The 18,890-nt window shown below is 64.3% G+C and carries 18 protein-coding genes; 11 read left to right on the top strand and 7 right to left on the bottom strand.

What is annotated here, in order from left to right:
• Positions 1 to 5: 5 nt before the first annotated feature.
• Positions 6 to 1,019, bottom strand: a complete 1,014-nt coding sequence (senB, locus tag WA904_RS06170) for a selenoneine biosynthesis selenosugar synthase SenB (protein ID WP_425196251.1) — start codon at positions 1,017 to 1,019, stop codon at positions 6 to 8.
• A gap of 47 nt (positions 1,020 to 1,066) precedes the next feature.
• Positions 1,067 to 2,857, bottom strand: a complete 1,791-nt coding sequence (locus WA904_RS06165) for a hypothetical protein (protein WP_425196250.1) — start codon at positions 2,855 to 2,857, stop codon at positions 1,067 to 1,069.
• A gap of 393 nt (positions 2,858 to 3,250) precedes the next feature.
• Here WA904_RS06165 and senA point away from each other — a divergent pair, with 393 nt between their 5' ends.
• Positions 3,251 to 4,495: a selenoneine synthase SenA gene (gene senA, locus WA904_RS06160; RefSeq protein WP_425196249.1), complete on the top strand. Its 1,245-nt coding sequence runs from the start codon at positions 3,251 to 3,253 to the stop codon at positions 4,493 to 4,495.
• A gap of 64 nt (positions 4,496 to 4,559) precedes the next feature.
• Here the strand turns inward: senA and WA904_RS06155 are convergent, their stop codons facing one another.
• Both WA904_RS06155 and WA904_RS06150 read right to left on the bottom strand, forming a co-directional pair.
• Positions 4,560 to 5,669: a substrate-binding domain-containing protein gene (locus tag WA904_RS06155; protein ID WP_425196248.1), complete on the bottom strand. Its 1,110-nt coding sequence runs from the start codon at positions 5,667 to 5,669 to the stop codon at positions 4,560 to 4,562.
• 26 nt (positions 5,670 to 5,695) lie between these two features.
• Positions 5,696 to 6,796 carry a substrate-binding domain-containing protein gene (locus tag WA904_RS06150; RefSeq protein ID WP_425196247.1) on the bottom strand — a complete coding sequence of 367 codons (1,101 nt, stop codon included), beginning with the start codon at positions 6,794 to 6,796 and terminating at the stop codon, positions 5,696 to 5,698.
• Positions 6,797 to 6,929: 133 nt separating this feature from the next.
• Between WA904_RS06150 and WA904_RS06145 the strand changes: the two genes are divergently transcribed.
• The 9 genes from WA904_RS06145 to WA904_RS06105 all read left to right on the top strand — a co-directional run bounded on the left by WA904_RS06145 (position 6,930) and on the right by WA904_RS06105 (position 16,045).
• Positions 6,930 to 7,388, top strand: a complete 459-nt coding sequence (locus tag WA904_RS06145; protein ID WP_425196246.1) for a formate dehydrogenase subunit gamma — start codon at positions 6,930 to 6,932, stop codon at positions 7,386 to 7,388.
• Positions 7,385 to 8,947 carry a formate dehydrogenase beta subunit gene (locus tag WA904_RS06140; protein ID WP_425196245.1) on the top strand — a complete coding sequence of 521 codons (1,563 nt, stop codon included), beginning with the start codon at positions 7,385 to 7,387 and terminating at the stop codon, positions 8,945 to 8,947. Before WA904_RS06145 ends, WA904_RS06140 begins: the two co-directional genes overlap by 4 nt.
• Positions 8,948 to 8,958: 11 nt before the next feature.
• Entirely contained in the window at positions 8,959 to 11,835 is a 2,877-nt protein-coding gene (gene fdhF, locus WA904_RS06135; RefSeq protein ID WP_425196244.1) for a formate dehydrogenase subunit alpha, read from the top strand.
• Entirely contained in the window at positions 11,832 to 12,650 is an 819-nt protein-coding gene (gene fdhD, locus WA904_RS06130) for a formate dehydrogenase accessory sulfurtransferase FdhD (RefSeq protein ID WP_425196243.1), read from the top strand. Before fdhF ends, fdhD begins: the two co-directional genes overlap by 4 nt.
• A complete protein-coding gene (locus tag WA904_RS06125; RefSeq protein ID WP_425196242.1) occupies positions 12,650 to 12,874 on the top strand; it encodes a formate dehydrogenase subunit delta in 225 nt (74 codons plus the stop codon). Before fdhD ends, WA904_RS06125 begins: the two co-directional genes overlap by 1 nt.
• A gap of 108 nt (positions 12,875 to 12,982) precedes the next feature.
• On the top strand, positions 12,983 to 13,714 hold the full coding sequence (locus WA904_RS06120; RefSeq protein WP_425196241.1) for an ABC transporter permease: 732 nt from the start codon (positions 12,983 to 12,985) through the stop codon (positions 13,712 to 13,714).
• On the top strand, positions 13,711 to 14,412 hold the full coding sequence (locus WA904_RS06115; RefSeq protein ID WP_425196240.1) for a phosphate ABC transporter ATP-binding protein: 702 nt from the start codon (positions 13,711 to 13,713) through the stop codon (positions 14,410 to 14,412). The genes WA904_RS06120 and WA904_RS06115 overlap by 4 nt, the downstream gene beginning before the upstream one ends.
• On the top strand, positions 14,409 to 15,242 hold the full coding sequence (locus WA904_RS06110) for an extracellular solute-binding protein (RefSeq protein WP_425196239.1): 834 nt from the start codon (positions 14,409 to 14,411) through the stop codon (positions 15,240 to 15,242). The genes WA904_RS06115 and WA904_RS06110 overlap by 4 nt, the downstream gene beginning before the upstream one ends.
• Positions 15,243 to 15,280: 38 nt before the next feature.
• The gene (locus tag WA904_RS06105) at positions 15,281 to 16,045 is read left to right on the top strand and encodes a molybdate ABC transporter substrate-binding protein (RefSeq protein WP_425196238.1); all 765 of its coding nucleotides are present in this window, start codon (positions 15,281 to 15,283) and stop codon (positions 16,043 to 16,045) included.
• 14 nt (positions 16,046 to 16,059) lie between these two features.
• Here WA904_RS06105 and modC read toward each other — a convergent pair whose 3' ends face one another.
• The 3 genes from modC to modA are packed head-to-tail and all read right to left on the bottom strand — an operon-like array spanning position 16,060 to position 18,592.
• Positions 16,060 to 17,136: a molybdenum ABC transporter ATP-binding protein gene (modC, locus tag WA904_RS06100; protein WP_425196237.1), complete on the bottom strand. Its 1,077-nt coding sequence runs from the start codon at positions 17,134 to 17,136 to the stop codon at positions 16,060 to 16,062.
• The gene (gene modB, locus WA904_RS06095; RefSeq protein ID WP_425196236.1) at positions 17,136 to 17,819 is read right to left on the bottom strand and encodes a molybdate ABC transporter permease subunit; all 684 of its coding nucleotides are present in this window, start codon (positions 17,817 to 17,819) and stop codon (positions 17,136 to 17,138) included. The genes modC and modB overlap by 1 nt, the downstream gene beginning before the upstream one ends.
• A gap of 26 nt (positions 17,820 to 17,845) precedes the next feature.
• Positions 17,846 to 18,592, bottom strand: a complete 747-nt coding sequence (modA, locus tag WA904_RS06090; protein ID WP_425196235.1) for a molybdate ABC transporter substrate-binding protein — start codon at positions 18,590 to 18,592, stop codon at positions 17,846 to 17,848.
• 75 nt (positions 18,593 to 18,667) lie between these two features.
• Here modA and WA904_RS06085 point away from each other — a divergent pair.
• A partial coding sequence (locus tag WA904_RS06085; RefSeq protein WP_425196234.1) for a winged helix-turn-helix domain-containing protein occupies positions 18,668 to 18,890 on the top strand: 223 nt, incomplete at its 3' end.

Raw genomic sequence — 18,890 nt, 5'->3', positions numbered from 1 at the left:
GACTTTCAAGGCTGTGCCGGGTGGAGTGCACTGAGCACCAAGTTTAAGACAAGGCGCTCTTCTTCTGCGGGATCGAGCAGATGGGCGCGCTGGCGGCACTGGTGTTCGAGCAGCGCCAGAAAACGCGGCTCGGCGGCGCAGCGCTGCAGCAGCAGCGCCAGGGCGGCATCGTCACCCACCGGGAAATAGCCCGCGTAATCGGCACCCAGCATGCCAATGTTGCCGCCGATCCGCGATGCCAGCACCGGCGTGCCGGACTGGATGGCTTGCCCAATGACCTGGGCACCGCCTTCCATGCGGGAACTGTTGACTAGCACATGCGCATGCCTGATGTGCTGGCGCGTCCGCGCTTGCGGCAATCCTCCGAGCCAGCGATAACCGGGCGAGGCTTTTTCCGCCGCACGTGCGGCCAGCGCGAATTCGGGGGCGAGTGCGTCGCCGATATGGTCAAGCAGGATGCGGGTCCCCCGGGCTGCGGCTCCCGCAGCCAGCCGTGCCGCGGCCCGCAGAAAGGTCAACGGGTCTTTCTCCTCGCGCAGGTGGCCGACCATCACGGCACGCAGGTGCCGCACCGGCTTGACCGCGGGCTTCAGGGGCCGGGCCGACTGGTAGATCACACGGGCTTTGTTTCGCAGGGCGGCAGGCAGCGCCTGCAGGCCGTCCTCCTGCAGCACCACCAGGTGGGTTGCCAGCGCCAGCGACTGCCGGGCGCTGGCGTCCTCATGGATGTCGCGGTACAGGTCGGTGCCCGTCAGGACCACGATCAAAGGTTTGCCGGGATATTGCCGCGCCCAGTTTTCAATGGAGGGCGCCGATCGGCGTGCGTGCAACGCGACCAGGGCGTCGGCGCCAGCCGGATGCGGCGATGGAGGCCACTGCAGCAGCAGTGTGGTGCGTGCATGACCACTCAGGCATTGTGCCCACCGCCTTGCAGTGTGCCAGTTGCCGTTGTTGGCTTCCTGGAGGGCCGGGCTGACCAGGACAACGGTTTTGGCTTCGGACGCGTTACGCAAATTCATCACCCCGATTCACGGGCCAAAAAAAGCCCCGGAACGAGGTTAACAGCTCAGGTGACGCCCTGGACGTCGTCATTGAAGGCGTCCGCCTTGAGTTCACCCTTCAGTGCGTCGTAACTGAACAGCTTGTTGGCCAGCGCTGGCTGGTAGTTGAGCATGTCGATGAGGAAGCTCAGGGCCCCCAGGTTGTTGCCCAGTCGGTCGAACGTGCCGGCAGCACGGGCCTGCTGTTCGCTCACATCCTTCTTGAGCAGGTCTTCGACGAGCTCGCGCATGTGCATCACCGCGAGCGCGGCCTGATCCAGTTCCAGCACAGCCAGCACACCCTGCATCTGCGCCAACTGTGCGGGAACGGCGGCCAGGACGGTCTTGTCCTTCGGTGCCCGGAAAAAACTGTCCAGCGACTTTTCCAGCTCGCCCAGCGAAACGCGCAGCTCTGCCACCACGGTCCCCATGGTTTGCCTGTCGTTGACACGCTGGTACAGCTCTTCCATCCAGGACTCCAGCGGCTGCGCCTGTCCACCGGTGCGCACGCCCTCGAGCCGCTCCGCCAGCCTGGCCGTCCGGGTCCAGAGCTTGGGGTCGTTGGGATCGAAATCGTCGAACATGGCTTCCAGGTACAGAACGGCGGTGGCCACTTCCAGGGCCAGCTCGGGGCGCGGCGCCTGGCCGGCGCGTGCGGTGGCCTCGATCACCCGTGTCAGCACGCGGGCCAGCGGTTCGCTGGGCGGATGCAGTTTCACCAGCGAATCGGTCACCAGGCTGAACTGGTCGGCCACGGTCTTGAGCCTGCCCAGGTCACCGGCCGTCACCAGGGACCAGGTTTCCTTGGCCGAGCTGATCCGTTTGCGGGCCTGCGCGATCAATGCCGGAGCGAAGCGACCGAACTGCACCGCCTCGTAATCCACCGGCTTGAACCGGGCCAGCCCGTAACTCTTGCGAACGGCCGCCAGCACGGGTGCTTCACCGGGGCGGTGGGGCTTGACCTGCGAGCACAGGAACAGCAGATCCTGCGCGAGCCGGGTCGATGCCTCGGTGCCGCCCCGCGCCAGGGTGACGTACTGCAACAGGACGCGCAAGGTGGCCCGCTTGACATAAAGATCGACTTTCAGCAAACCTTGCGCGAGTGCTTCAAAAAAGCCTGCGGCAATTTTCCAGAAAGTACGGGGCTCATCCTCAGCCTGTCCCTCCGCGAAACCCAGGCACACATCGCTGAGGCTTTGCGCTGTTTCCTGGTCACCGGTTCGAATCAGGGTCAGCATCAACCGGTCCAGCATCTGGCGTGACGCGTCCCCGTACTCCCTGGGGCCCAGGGTCAGGTTCAGCGGCGGCTCTATCCAGCGCCATTCGAAGGCCCAGAGATCCGCCGGGTGGATGCGATCCGCGCCGATCAGGCCCTGGATGTCGCGGTATTGGGGAAACAGTGACACGGCCGATACCGGTTTGCCTGCCAGCACATCCTCGAGGTAGGCGGTCAGGGAAAAACTGGCCAGTTCCAGCTTGGCGGACGCATCCTGGGTGCATTGCGCCGGTTGTTGGACGAATTTCTGCACCGCTGCTTCCATGGCCCGCAGCATCAGCGCGGCTGCGCTCATGCCGACCATCTCCAGCGCACCCACTGCCTGGTGCAACTGCTGGCGGGCCAGGCGCAGCTGGGTGGCGTCCAGGGCCGCCAGTTCGGAGCCGGTTGCCACTTCGGCCTCCCGCACAAAACGTTTCACGGCCTTGGTCGATGTATCCAGCGATTTTCGAAGTTCGTCCAGGACCCAGGCCAGCGGGCCCAGATCGATAACCGTCAGTTCGAGTTCAGCGGGTGATGAATTCGGGGGAATGGATTGCATGAATGGCAGGCCGGTAGATGGATCGGGGGTTCACAATCGAAAAGAAAGATGAGGCGTCCAGCCGCTCTGCGGCGCGGGCAGCCTGCAGAAGTCTATCCTCGGCCTTGTTGCTTCGGAACCCGACACGGGAACGGGGTGACAACCGGTCGTGAAAGCCGCATGACTGGTTGTTCGTCAGCGTACCTGTTTTTTTGCACAGGAGCCGAAAGTCGCACGATGGGTGCAACGATCAGCCTTTCGTCTGCTATTCTGGATCCGACAGTTTGCGGCGCGCCAGTTGCCATGGGTGGCACATCCGGCAGGGCCGGATTTATCAGGACCACGGTTTTGGCTTCAGACGCTTTGCCCGATTCATCCCCTCAATCTTCTTCCTCCGTCACGGGGGCCGGGCTGATGGACTCACCCCTGATGCGCAGCGCGGGCCGGGATGTCCTGTCACTGGCCCTGATGGATGCGCGCAACCATACGCTGCATCTGCTCGGCCAGTACCAGCAGGCGCTGGAGGCCGTTCATTTTGTGGTGCCCGAGCTGCCTGTCCTCAACCCACCGTTGTGGGAACTGGGCCATGTCGGCTGGTTTCAGGAGTGGTGGATAGCGCGCAACATGCAGCGTGCGCGCGGGCCGGGCTGTGACCCGTCTCATGCGCGGCTGGCGTCGATCGAGCCCAACGCCGACCGCTGGTGGGACTCCGGCCATGTGCCGCATGGCCAGCGCTGGACGCTGGACCTGCCGGGGGTGGCCAGTTGCCGCGCCTACCTGCTCGACACGCTGGAAAGTACGCTTGAGCTGCTGGAAAAAGCCGGGGACGATGACGATGCGCTTTATTTCTACCGCCTCTGCCTGTTTCACGAAGACATGCATGCCGAAGCCCTGAGCTACACCGCGCAGACGCTGGGCCTGAGCCTGGACAAGGGTTTGCTGCGGGCCTTCCATCCCCCGACCATGGCGTTGCGCGAGCCTTTGCTGGTGCCGGCCACGGTCTGGAAACTCGGCAGCCCCGATTCCTCGCAGGCGGTTGGTTTTGTGTTCGACAACGAGCAGGCACAGCATGACGTCAGCGTGCCAGAGTTCGAGATCGACGCGCAACCGGTGAGCTGGGCGCAGTTTGTGGAGTTTGTTGACGACGGCGGCTATGACCAGCCCGAGTTCTGGCAACCCGCAGGTTGGGACTGGCTGCAGGCTGCGGCGAAAAGCGAAGGTCGGCGCGGCCCGCGTTATGTCGAGCAGATCGGTGTGGCCAGCGGTGCGGTGATGCAGACCCGGTTCGGTAAGGCCATGCGCATGCTGGGCAACCAGCCGGCCATGCACATGAGCTGGTGGGAAGCCGACGCGTGGTGCCGCTGGGCCGGGCGCCGCCTGCCGGCGGAGGTCGAGTGGGAGGTGGCGGCGCATACGGCGGCGCGGCGAGGCTTTCGTTGGGGCGATGTATGGGAGTGGACGGGCAGCACTTTCCGGCCTTACCCGGGTTTCATGCCGGGGCCCTATGCCGATTATTCGCAGCCCTGGTTTGGCACGCACAAGGTGCTGCGCGGCGCATCTTTCGCGACGCGCGCGCGCATGAAACATCCGAAGTACCGGAACTTCTACCAGCCGGATCGGGACGACATCTTTTGCGGGTTTCGCTCCTGCGCTTTGTAGGCGCTATCTTCCTGATAGCTGGTGGCGCCCGCCGGATAAGGGCTGGAGACCGAAAAGACCACTGTCAGGAGAGGGAAGTCTTGGCTTTCCGGTAATTCCACCACGGCAACATGGCCCGCAGCGACAGCACCTGCCCACTTTGTGCCGAACCTCCGCTGTAGCCGGTCAGGCGGGCCAGCAGGACCTGCCAGTCCTTGCTTCGCAGCTCGGCCATCAGTGCCTGCACCGGCGCTTCCTGCAGGGCAGACTTCAGGCACACCAGGTGGTAGCGCTCACGGACCAGCGGTACAAAGTCCAGGCCCTTGTCGCGCGCCGCCGCTTCAATGCCCAGGCCCGCGTCGGCCGCCCCGCTGGCAATGGCCTGCGCTACCGCACCGTGCGACGGTTCCTGCGTGGCATAACCTTCGATGCCGGCGGCATCCAGGTCGCCCTGCGCCAGCAGCTCGTCGAGCAATACACGTGTGCCCGTGCCTTCCGCGCGGTTGACATAACGCAGGCCGGGCCGTTTCAGGTCGGCGAGGCCGGTAATGGCCAGCGGGTTGTTTTTTGCCACCATCAGGCCCTGCTGGCGGTGCGCAAAACCAATCAGCTTGTGCTGCCCGGGTTTGAGCAGGCTGCGGTAGGTTCGCGCGGCCACCGACTTGCTGCCGGGCTGGTCCAGCGTATGAAAGCCGGCCATCATGCAGCGCCCGGCGTTGAGGGCCGCAATCGCGTCCACGCTGCCCATGAAACGGATATCCAGGTGCAGGCCGCGCGCACCGGTCTGCTCGCGCAAGGCACTGAGTGCGGCATCGTGGCTGGCATACAGCGTGAGCACATGCGCCGTGTCGTCGAAGGCGGTGGAAAAAGCCCGTTCGATGTCGCCGCGCAGCGCCTCGATCTGCGGTGCCAGCCGGGCCTGGGCCTGGCGCTCGGCCCACAGCAGTTTTTCGCCGAACTCTGTGAGCTGTGCGCGCTGGCCTTTGTCCCAGACGATCAGCGGGCGGCCCAAGGTTTGTTCCCATTTTTTCAGTGCACCCCACACATGACGGTAGGAAAGATCCAGCGCGCGCGCGGCTTTCGAGATCGATCCTTGCTCTCGCACGGCATGCAACAGGTCCATCAGCGGATTGCGGATCAACGTGTCCGTGCCGCGCTCGGGCGACAGCAGGTAGGAGAGTTCGACTTTGTGCATGGAGAACGTAAGGAGAAGGTCGTGGTTCAGTGTTTGGCCCGGCCGGTTGGCCGGACGCGCAGTGACGGGAAAATTTCGTCCAGCTCTGCGACGCGGCCGCAATCGTCGGCCTGGTAACCCGGCAACTGGTCCACGGCATGTCTGAACGCTTCGCTGCGCAGTATGTCCAGCATCTGCTGCACAAAGGGCGTGCCCAGCGAGCGTTCGTCGCACAGCAGAAAGTAGCGCTCGGTCTGGCTCGGGATGAACTCAAGATTGAACTGCCGCGCCGGTGTCTCCACGCCATAACCCGCATCGGCCATGCCGCTGGCCACGAATGCGGCGACGGCGGCATGGGTGTATTCGCATTGCTCGTAACCCCTGATCTGCGTGGGCTCGATCCCTTCCTTTTGCAGCAGCATGTCCAGCAGAAAGCGCGTGCCCGAGCCCGCCTGGCGGTTGATGAAGCGCACATCCCGCCGTTGCAAGTCTTTCAAGGAGTAGATTTTTTTGGGATTGCCTTGCGCCACCATCAGACCCTGGTGCCGCGAGGCGACGTTGATGATTTTTTGCGAACGCAGGTCCAGCCAGGGGAGGTAGTAGGCGACCGCCTGCGCTTCGAACTCGCCCACCGGCACGTGAAAGCCCGCCACGTCGCAGCCCGCGTTGTGCAGCGATGCGAGCGCCTCCACGCTGCCGCAGTACTTGAGGTCGTTGGGCACGCCCTCCGCCACCAGAAAGCGGCGCAGGGCCTCGATCGCAAAGCCGTGGCTTGCATGCACCCGCAACAGGGCGGATGCCGATGACAGCACTTTTTCGATCTCCGCGCCGAGCTCGGAGGCCAGTGAGTCGAGCATGGGCGACAGGCGCGCGGAAATCCGACGGTCAGCCCAGACCAGCTTTTCGCCCAGGGCCGTTAGCGTGGAGCCTTTGCCCCGTTCCATCAACACCAGGGACTCGCCGAACAGGGTTTCGCCCTGGCGAACCAGCTCCCAGGCGTGGCGATAGGAAACGCCCAGGACTTTGCAGGCGCTCGCCAGGCTGCCTTGCGCATGAACCTGCACCAGAAGTTCTATGACACGCGGTGCCAGGACGGCGCCGCCGGCCTGCCGGATGGTCCATTGCGGCCTGATGGTGACTTCATGCATGGATATAAGTTATTGAAAGCCTATTAAGAAGGCCGGCTGGATCATATTGCGGCGAATCATATCGACAAATAAACTGGCCCGCAATGCGATCGCATAGTTTATGCCTTTGAAAGCCTATTTAAGGATGAATACCATGATTGAAACCGCTCGCGGCATAGCCTTTGCCCACAAGGACAGGCCCGGTGGCCTGCTGCCGGCGCTGCATGGCATCCAGGATGCGCTGGGTCATATCCCGGCGGCTGCGGTGCCTGCAATTGCAGGCGAATTCAACCTGTCGCGCGCCGAGGTGCACGGCGTCATCACTTATTACCACCACTTTCGCGCCACGCCGCCCGCGCGCCACGTCATTCACATCTGCCGGGCCGAGGCCTGCCAGTCGATGGGCGCGGATGCGCTGGTGGCGCATGCGCGCAGGCAACTGGGCTGCGAACTGCACGGCCATTCGAAAGACAGCGAATTCACGCTGGAGGCAGCCTATTGTCTGGGCTTGTGCGCCTCGTCGCCGGCGATCCAGATCGGCGAGGAACTGCATGCGCGCGTGACACCCGCCGTGTTCGACGAGCTGATGGCCGAGGTTAGGTGTTCAGCATGAGCACCGCAGTGACCATTTACGTCCCCCGCGATTCCGCGTCTCTGGCTGTTGGCGCCGACCGTGCGGCGCGGTTGATTGCGCAGCAGGCGGAGGTGCGGGATATCGAAATCAATCTGGTGCGCAACGGCTCGCGCGGCATGTTCTGGCTGGAGACACTGGTGGAGGTGGCGACACCGCAGGGACGCGTCGCTTACGGCCCGGTGGCCACCGGCGACGTGGCCGATCTGTTCGATGCCGGTTTCCTGGAGGGCGGCGCCCACGCGCTGTACCTTGGTCTGACCGAAGAAATTCCCTATCTGAAGAAGCAGGAGCGCCTGACCTTCGCGCGCATGGGCATCACCGACCCGCTGTCGCTGGCCGACTACGAGGCGCACGAGGGCTTCGCGGGCCTGCGCAAAGCCTTGACGCTGGCGCCCGCCGAGATCGTGCAGCAGGTGATGGACGCGGGCTTGCGCGGGCGCGGCGGCGCAGCCTTTCCCGCTGCCATCAAGTGGAAGACCGTGGCCGCCACACCGGCTTCCCAAAAATACATCGTCTGCAACGCCGACGAAGGCGATTCGGGCACTTTCTCCGACCGCATGACGATGGAGGGCGACCCCTTCATGCTGATCGAGGGCATGGTGATCGCCGGCATTGCCACCGGCGCGACCATGGGCTACATTTATGTGCGTTCGGAGTATCCGCATGCCATCGCCGTGCTCAACGAAGCGATCGGGCTTGCCGGGGTGGCCGGCTTCCTGGGTGCGGACATCCTCGGCTCGGGCTTAAGCTTCACGCTCGAAGTGCGCAAGGCTGCCGGCTCCTATGTGTGCGGAGAAGAAACCGCCTTGCTTGAAAGCCTGGAAGGCAAGCGCGGCATCGTGCGCGCCAAGCCGCCCGTGCCAGCCACCTGCGGCCTGTTCGGCAAGCCGACGGTGGTCAACAACGTGATCACCCTGGCCACCGTGCCCATCATCCTGGCGCGCGGCGCGGATTTTTACAAGAACTTTGGGCTGGGCCGCTCGCGCGGCACGCTGCCGTTCCAGATCGCGGGCAACATCCGGCAGGGCGGCCTGGTCGAAAAGGCTTTCGGCCTGACCTTGCGCGAACTGCTGTACGACTTTGGCGGCGGCTCGGCAACAGGCCGGCCGATCAAGACCGTGCAGGTCGGCGGGCCGCTTGGCGCCTACCTGCCCGAGTCGCAATGGGACATCCCGCTGGACTATGAGGCCTACGCCGCGGTTGGTGCGGTGGTGGGCCATGGCGGCATCGTGGTGCACGACGACACGGCCGACATGTCGAAACTGGCGCGTTACGCCATGGAATTCTGCGCCATCGAATCGTGCGGCAAGTGCACACCCTGTCGCATCGGCTCCACGCGCGGCGTGGAAGTCATCGACAAGATCAGTGCCAACAAAAGCCGGCACGAGCAGGTGATCCTGCTGCGCGACCTGTGCGACACCATGCTCAACGGTTCGCTCTGCGCCATGGGCGGCATGACGCCGTACCCGGTGCTGTCAGCCCTGAACCATTACCCGCAGGACTTCGGTCTTGCACAGCCTGACAAACAAGCGGCCTGAAGGAACACACCATGCTAGCTCACACCCACGAGATCGATTACGGCACGCCGCGGCGCGAGAGCGCTGAAGAAGTGACGCTGGACATTGACGGCATGCAGGTGACCGTGCCCAAGGGCACGTCGCTGATGCGCGCCGCCATCGATGCCGGCGTGCAGGTGCCCAAGCTGTGCGCCACCGACAGCCTGGAGCCTTTCGGCTCGTGCCGTCTGTGCATGGTGGAGATCGACGGCCGCCGCGGCTACCCGGCGTCATGCACAACGCCCGCCGAGGCCGGCATGAAAGTGCGTACGCAAAGCCCAAGGCTGCAGGAGCTGCGCAAGGGCGTGATGGAGCTGTATATCTCCGACCACCCGCTGGATTGCCTGACCTGCGCCGCCAACGGCGACTGCGAACTGCAGGACATGGCCGGTGTCACCGGCCTGCGCAATGTGCGTTATGGCTACGACGGCGTCAACCACCTCAAGGACAAGAAGGACGAGTCCAACCCGTACTTCACCTACGACCCCAGCAAATGCATCGTCTGCAACCGCTGCGTGCGCGCCTGCGAGGAGACGCAGGGGACCTTTGCACTGACGATTCAAGGCAGGGGCTTCGGGTCGCGCGTGTCCGCGGGCCAGGACGAACCGTTCATGGAATCCGAATGCGTGAGCTGCGGCGCCTGTGTGCAGGCCTGCCCCACGGCCACCTTGCAGGAAAAATCGGTGATCTGGCTGGGTCAGGCCGAGCACAGCGTCATCACCACCTGCGCTTACTGCGGCGTGGGCTGCGGCTTCAAGGCCGAGATGAAGGGCAACGAGGTCGTGCGCATGGTGCCATGGAAGGACGGCAAGGCCAATGAGGGCCACTCCTGCGTCAAAGGCCGCTTCGCCTGGGGCTACACCACCCACAAGGACCGCGTGCTCAAGCCCATGATCCGCAAGAACATCAGCGATCCGTGGCAGGAAGTCAGCTGGGATGAGGCCGTCAACTACGCCGCCAGCGAATTCCGCCGCATCCAGGCGAAGTACGGCGCGGATTCCATCGGCGGCCTGGTGTCCTCGCGCTGCACCAACGAAGAAGGCTACCTGGTGCAGAAGCTGGTGCGCACCGCCTTCGGCAACAACAATGTCGACACCTGCGCACGGGTGTGCCACTCGCCCACCGGCTACGGCCTGAAGCAGACGCTGGGCGAATCGGCCGGCACGCAGACCTTCAAGTCGGTGGACAAGTCCGACATCATCATGGTGATAGGCGCCAACCCGACCGACGGCCACCCGGTGTTCGCCTCGCGCATGAAGAAGCGCCTGCGCGCCGGCGCCAGGCTGATCGTGGTTGATCCGCGCGGCATCGACCTGGTGAAGTCGCCGCACATCCGCGCCGACTACCACCTCAAACTCAAGCCCGGCACCAACGTAGCCGTGATCACCGCCATGGCGCACGTTGTCGCCACGGAGGGCCTGATCGACGAAGCCTTCGTCACCGAGCGCTGCGACATGAAGTCATTCAACGAGTGGCGCGAATTTGTCTCGCGCCCCGAAAACTCGCCGGAAGCCATGGCGGAAGTGACCGGCGTACCGGCTGCCGAGCTGCGCGGCGCGGCCCGTCTGTTCGCCACCGGCTTCGACGGCCGCAAGAATGGCGCCATCTATTACGGCCTGGGCGTTACCGAGCACAGCCAGGGTTCGACCATGGTGATGGGTATTGCCAACCTGGCCATGGCCACCGCCAACGTCGGGCGCGAAGGCGTGGGCGTGAACCCGCTGCGTGGCCAGAACAACGTGCAGGGTTCCTGCGACATGGGCTCCTTCCCGCACGAGCTGCCGGGCTACCGCCATGTGTCCGACACGGTCGCGCGCAACGCGTTCGAGGATGTCTGGGGCGTGACGCTCAATCCCGAGCCAGGCCTGCGTATCCCGAACATGTTCGATGCCGCCATCACCGGCAGCTTCAAGGGCCTGTACTGCGAAGGCGAGGACGTCGTCCAGTCGGACCCGAACACCCAGCACGTGGCCGAAGCCATGATGGCGATGGAGTGCATCGTGGTGCAGGACCTGTTCCTCAACGAAACCGCCAAGTACGCCCATGTGTTCCTGCCGGGCACCTCGTTTCTGGAGAAGGACGGCACCTTCACCAACGCCGAGCGCCGCATTTCCCGCGTGCGCAAGGTGATGCCGCCCAAGCCCGGCCTGGCCGACTGGGAAGTGACGCAGAAGCTGGCCAATGCGCTGGGCTATCCGATGAACTACAAGCACCCGGAAGAAATCATGGCCGAGATCGCGGCCCTGACGCCTACCTTCAGCGGTGTGAGCTACAGGAAACTCGACGAACTGGGCAGCATCCAGTGGCCTTGCAACGACGACGCGCCCGAGGGCACGCCCACCATGCACATCGACACCTTCGTGCGCGGCAAGGGCAAGTTCATCATCACCAAGTACGTGCCCACGCACGAGAAGGTGACACGCATGTTCCCGCTGATCCTGACCACCGGGCGCATCCTCTCGCAGTACAACGTGGGCGCGCAGACGCGCCGCACCGAGAACAACCAGTGGCACAGCGAAGACCGGATCGAGATCCATCCGCATGACGCCGAGGAGCGCGGCATCAGGCAGGACGATTGGGTCGGTATCAAGAGCCGCGCCGGAGAAACCGTGCTGCGCGCCGTCATCACCGAGAAGGTGCAGCCGGGCGTGGTCTACACCACCTTCCACTTCCCCGAATCCGGCGCCAACGTGATCACCACCGACAACTCCGACTGGGCCACCAACTGCCCCGAGTTCAAGGTGACGGCCGTGCAGCTGATGAAGGTGATGCAGCCCTCCAGCTGGCAGCAGGAATACAGCCGCTTCAACCGCATCCAGGAGGGCCTGCTCGAGGCGCGCACCCCGCAGAGCGAACTGGTGAGCAAATGAAACCGGACGACGCTTTTCTGGCACGGGGCGGCGCGCAGGCGCTGCGCGTCACCGGCACGCGCAAGGGCCGGCCTTTCGAGACACGGGACTGGATCGCGGACGAGGTTCCGGTGGCGCTGGAATTCAACGGCATCTCTCATGCCGTGATGCTGGCCACGCCGTTGGATCTGGAGGATTTTGCATTGGGCTTTTCGCTCAGCGAAGGAATCCTCAGCGGGCCGCAAGAGCTGTATGGCGTGGAGCAGCAGGACAGCGACGCCGGCATCACGCTTCGGCTCGACGTGGCCAGCGGTGCGTTCGCGCGGCTCAAGGGCCGCCGCCGCACCTTGGCCGGGCGCACCGGCTGCGGCTTGTGCGGTACCGAGAGCCTGGCGCAGGTGGCGCGGCCGCTTCCGGTGCTGGCACCCGGCCCGGTGTTCCGCAGCGAAGCCGTGGCGCGTGCCATGAACGAACTGCGTGGCCTGCAGGTGTTGCAGCAGGCCACTGGTGCTGTGCATGCGGCCGCCTGGTGCACCGCCGACGGCCAGGTGCAGTTGCTGCGCGAAGACGTGGGCCGTCACAATGCGCTGGACAAGCTGGTCGGTGCGCTGGCCGCCGCGGGCATCGCCGCAGCGGACGGCTTCATCGCCGTCACCAGCCGCGCCAGTTTCGAGATGGTGCAAAAGGCCGTGCTGGCCGGTGCCCCCTTGCTGGCTGCGGTCTCCGCCGCCACTTCACTGGCCACCGCCACCGCGCAGGCGAGCGGGCTGACGCTCGCAGGCTTCGTCCGCGGCGAAGACCTGGTGGTTTATTCCCATCCCGAACGGATTGTGTGATGCATATCGAACACCTTATCAAGATGGCCAATCAGATCGGCGACTTCTTCGAAGCCATGCCGGACCGCGTGCAGGCGCTGGAAGATGCCGCGCAGCACATCAAGCGTTTCTGGGAGCCGCGCATGCGAAAGGAATTCCTTGCGCACATCGACAGTACCGGAGCGAGCGAGTTGAACGAGACCATGGCGCAGGTGGTGGCCCGGCACCGCAGCATGCTGGGTTGACGTGTTCGGCACGGCGCCATCGTACCTATGCATTTCACTTCATAGCTCGTGATTCCCAATGCCCACCGAAGGCCTTCGCCTCTACGATAAAGTGCAACATTTTCCTGAATGAACACTTTCTCGGACAGCATTGGCACGGCCATTTCGCTGATTACTTCCCTGGATCCTCTGCTCGGCAGCATCGTCATCAGATCGCTGGCCGTGAGTGCCTGCGCCTGTCTGCTGGCCTGTGGCGCAGGTTTGGTGCTGGGCGCGTGGCTTGGTGTGGCGCGCTTCCGTGGCCGTGGCGCATGGTTGACCTTGCTCAACACCATGCTGGCCCTGCCTTCGGTGGTGGTGGGGCTGGTTGTCTATCTCGTACTGTCGCGGTCTGGCCCGCTGGGCTTTCTCGGCTGGCTGTTTTCCTTCAAGGCCATGGTGCTGGCGCAGACGATCCTGGTGCTGCCTGTGGTCACTGCCTTGACGCGCCAGGTGGTGGAGGACGCGGACCAGGCCAATGGCGAGCAGCTGCGGTCACTGGGCGCGGGTCCGCTGCTGCGTAGCTGGCTGCTGGCCTGGGATGAGCGGTATGCCTTGCTCACCGTGGTGATCGCGTCGTTCGGCCGGGCCATCTCTGAAGTGGGCGCGGTGATGATAGTCGGCGGCAACATCGACGGTTTCACGCGCGTGATGACCACGGCCATCGCACTGGAAACCAGCAAGGGCGATTTGCCGCTGGCTTTGGCGCTGGGCATGGTGTTGCTGGGTGTGGTGCTGGTTCTCAATGCAATGATTGCAGCGGTGCGGCGCTGGCGCGTGGGCCGCGACGGGCAGCCCATGCTGTTGGGGGCTGCGGTATGAGTGCTCTGCTGCAGCTCAAGGCCGTGGACCTGCGTTTCGGGGCCGTGGCTGCGCTGAGCGGCGTTGAGCTGCGCATAGCGGCCGGCGAGCGTGTGGCGCTGATCGGCGCCAACGGCAGCGGCAAAAGTACCCTGCTGCGCGTGTTGCACGGCCTGATACCGCCCAGCCGCGGCTCTGTGCTGCGCGACAGTGCAATGCGGCAGGCCATGCTGTTTCAGCGGCCCTTCGTGTTGCGCACCAGCGCCATGAACAACGTCGCGCTGGGGCTCTGGATTCGCGGTACCCCATGGAGGCTGGCGAAAGAGCAGGCTCTTCTTGCACTCGGGCGCGTCGGCATGGGCGAGGTGGCCCTGCGCAATGCGCGTGCGCTTTCCGGTGGGCAGCAGCAGCGGCTGGCACTGGCACGCGCCTGGAGCCTGCGGCCCGACATGCTGCTGCTCGACGAGCCCACCTCCAGCTTGGACCCGCATGCCAAGCGCGAGGTGGAGGCGCTGATGGCCGAGTTCGCAGAAAACGGCATGACCCTGGTGTTTGCCAGCCACAACCTGGGTCAGGTCAAGCGCCTGGCGACGCGTGTGGTCTACCTCGAAATGGGCCGCGTGCTGGCCGACCTGCCGACACAGGAGTTTTTCAACGGTCCGCGCCTTGGTGAAACATCGCGCGAGGCTGATTTGTTCGTTAAAGGAGAAACAACATGAATTTCAAGAGACTTTTCTCGTCATTTCGGCACTTTGCCCTTGTGGTACTTGCGCTGGCAGCTAGCAATTTCATAGCGGCTGGTACGTGGGCCCAATCCATCACCATGGCCTCGACGACATCAACCGAGCAGTCGGGACTGTTTGGCTACCTGTTGCCTGAGTTCAAGAAGGCCAGCGGGCTGGACGTCAAGGTGGTAGCGGTGGGCACGGGCCAGGCCATCGACATGGCGCGGCGCGGCGATGCCGACGTGCTCTTCGTTCACGACCAGGTGGCCGAGGAGAAGTTCGTGGCTGACGGGTTTTCCGTCAAGCGCTTTCCGGTGATGTACAACGACTTCGTGCTGGTCGGACCCAAAAGCGACCCCACAGGAACGCGAGGCAAGGACATTGGCGCGGCGCTGCAGAAAATTTCCGCCGCCAACGCGCCTTTCATTTCGCGCGGCGACAAAAGTGGCACGCACGCGGCCGAGTTGCGCTACTGGACGCAGGCGGGCATGGCAGACAAAAAAGGCAGCGGTTACAAGGAATGCGGTTGCGGCATGGGCCCGGCGCTGAACATCGGTGCATCGTCCAATGCCTATGTGTTGACCGACCGCGGTACCTGGCTGAATTTCAAAAACCGCGCTGACCTGGCAGTGCTGGTTGAAGGCGACACCAAGCTGTTCAACCAGTACGGTGTGATGGTGGTGAACCCCGCGAAGCATCCACACCTGAAATCCGCCGACGCCCAGAAGTTCGTGGACTGGATTGTTTCTCCAACAGGCCAGAACGTGATTGCGTCTTACAAGATTGGCGGCGAACAGCTGTTCTTCCCGAACGCGGTGAAGTGATGCGGCTAGGGGGCTGGCTTGTTCTTGCGGCACTGCTCATGACGACCCAGGCCGTGCAGGCCCAGCCGGAAGCAGCACCCGTACGGCTTTATGCGGCGGGCAGCCTGCGCGAGGCGCTCACCGAAGTGGCCAGGCAATTTGAAGCGGAGACCGGTCAGAAGGTGGCGCTGACCTTTGGCGCTTCCGGTCTGCTGCGTGAGCGCATCGAGAAGGGCGAGGGCGCGCAGGTTTTCGCTTCTGCCGACACCGACCACCCGCAGCGCCTGGCGCAGGCGGGTGGCTGGCAGCCGCCAGCCGTCTTCGCCCGCAATCTGATGTGCGCGCTGGCGTCGCCGTCAGTGGATGTGACGCCCGATACCCTGCTCGAAACCATGCTCCGGCCGGCCGTGCGCGTCGGCACCTCCACGCCCAGGGCCGATCCCTCGGGCGACTACGCCTGGGCCCTGTTTCGCCGCGCCGATGCCGTGCGGCCGGGCAGCTATGCCGCGCTTGATGCCAAGGCGCTGCAACTCACAGGCGGCGCTGATTCGCCCAAGCCACCGGCTGGCCGCAGCACCTACGCCTGGGTGATGGACGAAGGCAAGGCGGACCTGTTCCTGACCTATTGCACCAATGCCGTGCTGGCCCAGCGCGAGGTGCCGCGCCTGAAGATCATTGCTGTGCCGCCCGCGCTTCAGGTGGCTGCCAGTTACGGGCTGACCTGGCGGCCTGATGCAGGTGTTGTCGCAACGCGGCTCGCACAGTTCATCCTGTCGCCGCCTGCGCAGGCTGTCTTTCAGCGTCACGGTTTCGGCCAGCCTTGAAGAGCTGACCTGCGCTAGCCGACCAGCGCGGCCGATTTCACCTGAGCCCAGACAGCCTTGCCCGGCACCAGGTCCAGCGCCTCGGACGCCCGCGCAGTGATGCGCGCCAACAGCAGCGATTCGCCGCACAACAGTTGCACCAGCTGCTGTGACGGGTGGCTGTCGGGAGCGATGGCCTGCACCACGCAGGCAAGCACGTTCTGGATGCTCGTGGCTTGCGGCTCTTGTGTGGCAATGCTCACGTCGCGTGCCAGGACGCGCACGCGAACGCGGGATCCTGTTGCCAGGCCGCTGTCGCGCAGCCACAAGCCGCCGCCAGGAAAGGTGATGCTCGCCAGATGCCAGCGCTCGTCGCGTTCTGCCACCGTGCCCTCCAGCAGTGCGCCTGTGTCTTCACCCAGCAAGAGAGGCGTGTCGATGCGCGCCAGTGTCTGTGCCAGCGGGCCGGAGGCCACGACGCGGCCCTGCTCAAGCACCACCAGCGTGTCGGCCAGCTGGATCACTTCGTCCAGGGCGTGGCTCACGTACAGCACCGGAACATCCAGCTGGCTGTGCAGGCGCTCCAGATAGGGCAGCACTTCGCTTTTGCGCTGCGCATCGAGGGCTGCCAGCGGCTCGTCCAGCAGCAGCAAACGCGGACTGCTGGCCAGGGCCCGTGCGATGGCGACGCGCTGGCGCTCGCCTCCGGACAAGGTTTCGGGTTTCCGATCCATCAGCGGCGCGATGCCCAGAAGCTCGACGGCCTGGTCCAGTGACACCTGGCGCTGGAGTGCAGGGATGCGCTTCATGCCGTATTCCACGTTGCCACGAACGGTGAGATGGGGAAACAGGCTGGACTCCTGGAACACATAGCCCAGCGGCCGCCGGTGCGTGGGCAGGAAGCGGTTTTGCACATCGTCCTGCCAGACATCGCCAGCAATATCGAGGCGGCCGCGCGCGTGTTCCAGCCCGGCCATGGCGCGCAGACAGGTGGTCTTGCCGCAGCCCGAACGGCCGAACAATGCGCTGACGCCGCGGCCCGGCAGGTCCAACTGAACGTCGAGCGTGAAGCCGGGATAGCTGATTCCGAAGTCGGCCAGGATGCGGTCCATCAGCGGCCTTTCTTCCGGCGGCCGGTCGGGTTCAGCGCGTACAGTGCCAGCAACACGGTGAAGGAAAACGCCAGCATGATGGCGGCCAGACGGTGTGCATCGGCGTATTCCAGGGCTTCAACGTGGTCGTAGATCTGTACCGAAACGACGCGGGTCTGGCCCGGTATGTTGCCTCCGACCATCAGGACCACGCCGAATTCACCCACGGTGTGCGCAAAACCCATCACCATGGCTGTCAGGTAGCCGGGCCGGGCCAGCGGCAGCACCACGCTGAAGAAAGTATCGAGCGGCGAGGCGCGCAATGTGGCCGCCACCTCCATGGGCCGGTCGCCGATGGCTTCAAAGGCGTTCTGCAGCGGCTGCACCACGAAGGGCATCGAGTAGAACACCGACGCCACCAGCAATCCCCAGAACGTGAATGGCAGCACGCCCCAGCCCAGTGACTGCGTGAGCTGGCCCAGCGGACCATTCGGACCCATACCCACCAGCAGGTAGAAACCAAGTACCGATGGCGGGAGCACGAGCGGCAGTGCCACCACCGCACCCACCGGTGCTTTCAGCCATGACCGTGTGCGCGCCAGCCACCAGGCCAGGGGCGTGCCGATGAGGAGCAGGATCAGCGTGACCAGCCCCGCCAGCTTGATGGTGAGTGTTATCGCCCCCAGGTCTGCGTCACTGATCAAACGGTTCTCCGGCTCGCCTGATTTGATTACAGCTCATAGCCGTAGGAGCGGAGCAGGGCCTTGATGCGGTCGGATTTCAGCAGGGTGACCAGTGCCGCCGCGGCGGGCTTGTCCTTCCCGCGTGTGAGCACGATGGCATCCTGCACGATCGGCTGGTACAGCGCTGCGGGCACTGCCCACATCGACCCGTTTTTGAGTTTTCCGCCCTCGAGGACTTGCGACATGGCAACGAAACCCAGCTCTGCGTTGCCGGTCGAAATGAAGCTGAAGGTTTGCCCTATGCTTTCACCCAGAACCAGGCGTGGCCCCAGCCGGCCGGCGAGGTCGAGCCGGGTGATGGCTTCCATGGCGGCTGCGCCATAAGGCGCCACTTTCGGCTGGGCGATGGCGATTTTCCTGAACTCGCCGGTTTTGAGCACCTGCCCCTGGGCGTCGACCAGCGCAGGGTTTGCCGACCACAACACCAGCTTGCCTTTGGCATAAGTGAAGCGACTGCCCGGCACCCCGAGCCCTTCCGCCTCAATTTTTTCAGGTGTTTCATTGTCTGCTGCGAGAAACACGTCGAAGGGCGCGCCGTTTTTGATCTGTGCGTAAAACTTTCCAGTTGCGCCGGTGACGATGTTCGCCTTGTGTCCAGTGGTTTTTTCCAGAATGGCAGCGATGGCCTGCAAGGGTGCGGCGAAATTGGCGGCCACCGCCACCGTGACATCGCCGGCGTGCGCCGAACCCAGCGCCCATGCCGCCAGTACGGCCAGCATGCGGGAGTATTTCATGGCAATGCCTCGCTATTCTGAAAAGGAATAGCGAAAGTATAGCGCTCAACGAAGGTGTGGGTGGACAATGCGCGCATGAAGAAAACCCAACTCCAGCTCGCCGGCGCGCTTGGCCACGATGCGGCCGACAAGCGCATCGACATCCTGCGCCGCATCGGCGAGGCGGGCTCCATTTCGGAGGCGGCGCGGGCCGCCGGCGTCAGCTACAAGGCCGGCTGGCAGGCGGTTGATACGCTGAGCAATCTGGCCGGTGCGGCTCTGGTCGAGCGCATGGTGGGCGGCTCGGGCGGAGGCGGCG

This window comes from Polaromonas sp., from assembly GCF_049790275.1.
GTDB lineage: Bacteria > Pseudomonadota > Gammaproteobacteria > Burkholderiales > Burkholderiaceae_C > Polaromonas.
This window is presented reverse-complemented; position numbering and strand designations above follow the sequence as displayed.

Coding starts and splice junctions, on each gene's coding strand:
- senB (WP_425196251.1), bottom strand. CDS start 1,019: ATGAATTTGCGTAACGCGTCCGAAGCCAAAACCGTTGTCCTGGTCAGC.
- WA904_RS06165 (WP_425196250.1), bottom strand. CDS start 2,857: ATGCAATCCATTCCCCCGAATTCATCACCCGCTGAACTCGAACTGACG.
- senA (WP_425196249.1), top strand. CDS start 3,251: ATGGACTCACCCCTGATGCGCAGCGCGGGCCGGGATGTCCTGTCACTG.
- WA904_RS06155 (WP_425196248.1), bottom strand. CDS start 5,669: ATGCACAAAGTCGAACTCTCCTACCTGCTGTCGCCCGAGCGCGGCACG.
- WA904_RS06150 (WP_425196247.1), bottom strand. CDS start 6,796: ATGCATGAAGTCACCATCAGGCCGCAATGGACCATCCGGCAGGCCGGC.
- WA904_RS06145 (WP_425196246.1), top strand. CDS start 6,930: ATGATTGAAACCGCTCGCGGCATAGCCTTTGCCCACAAGGACAGGCCC.
- WA904_RS06140 (WP_425196245.1), top strand. CDS start 7,385: ATGAGCACCGCAGTGACCATTTACGTCCCCCGCGATTCCGCGTCTCTG.
- fdhF (WP_425196244.1), top strand. CDS start 8,959: ATGCTAGCTCACACCCACGAGATCGATTACGGCACGCCGCGGCGCGAG.
- fdhD (WP_425196243.1), top strand. CDS start 11,832: ATGAAACCGGACGACGCTTTTCTGGCACGGGGCGGCGCGCAGGCGCTG.
- WA904_RS06125 (WP_425196242.1), top strand. CDS start 12,650: ATGCATATCGAACACCTTATCAAGATGGCCAATCAGATCGGCGACTTC.
- WA904_RS06120 (WP_425196241.1), top strand. CDS start 12,983: ATGAACACTTTCTCGGACAGCATTGGCACGGCCATTTCGCTGATTACT.
- WA904_RS06115 (WP_425196240.1), top strand. CDS start 13,711: ATGAGTGCTCTGCTGCAGCTCAAGGCCGTGGACCTGCGTTTCGGGGCC.
- WA904_RS06110 (WP_425196239.1), top strand. CDS start 14,409: ATGAATTTCAAGAGACTTTTCTCGTCATTTCGGCACTTTGCCCTTGTG.
- WA904_RS06105 (WP_425196238.1), top strand. CDS start 15,281: ATGACGACCCAGGCCGTGCAGGCCCAGCCGGAAGCAGCACCCGTACGG.
- modC (WP_425196237.1), bottom strand. CDS start 17,136: ATGGACCGCATCCTGGCCGACTTCGGAATCAGCTATCCCGGCTTCACG.
- modA (WP_425196235.1), bottom strand. CDS start 18,592: ATGAAATACTCCCGCATGCTGGCCGTACTGGCGGCATGGGCGCTGGGT.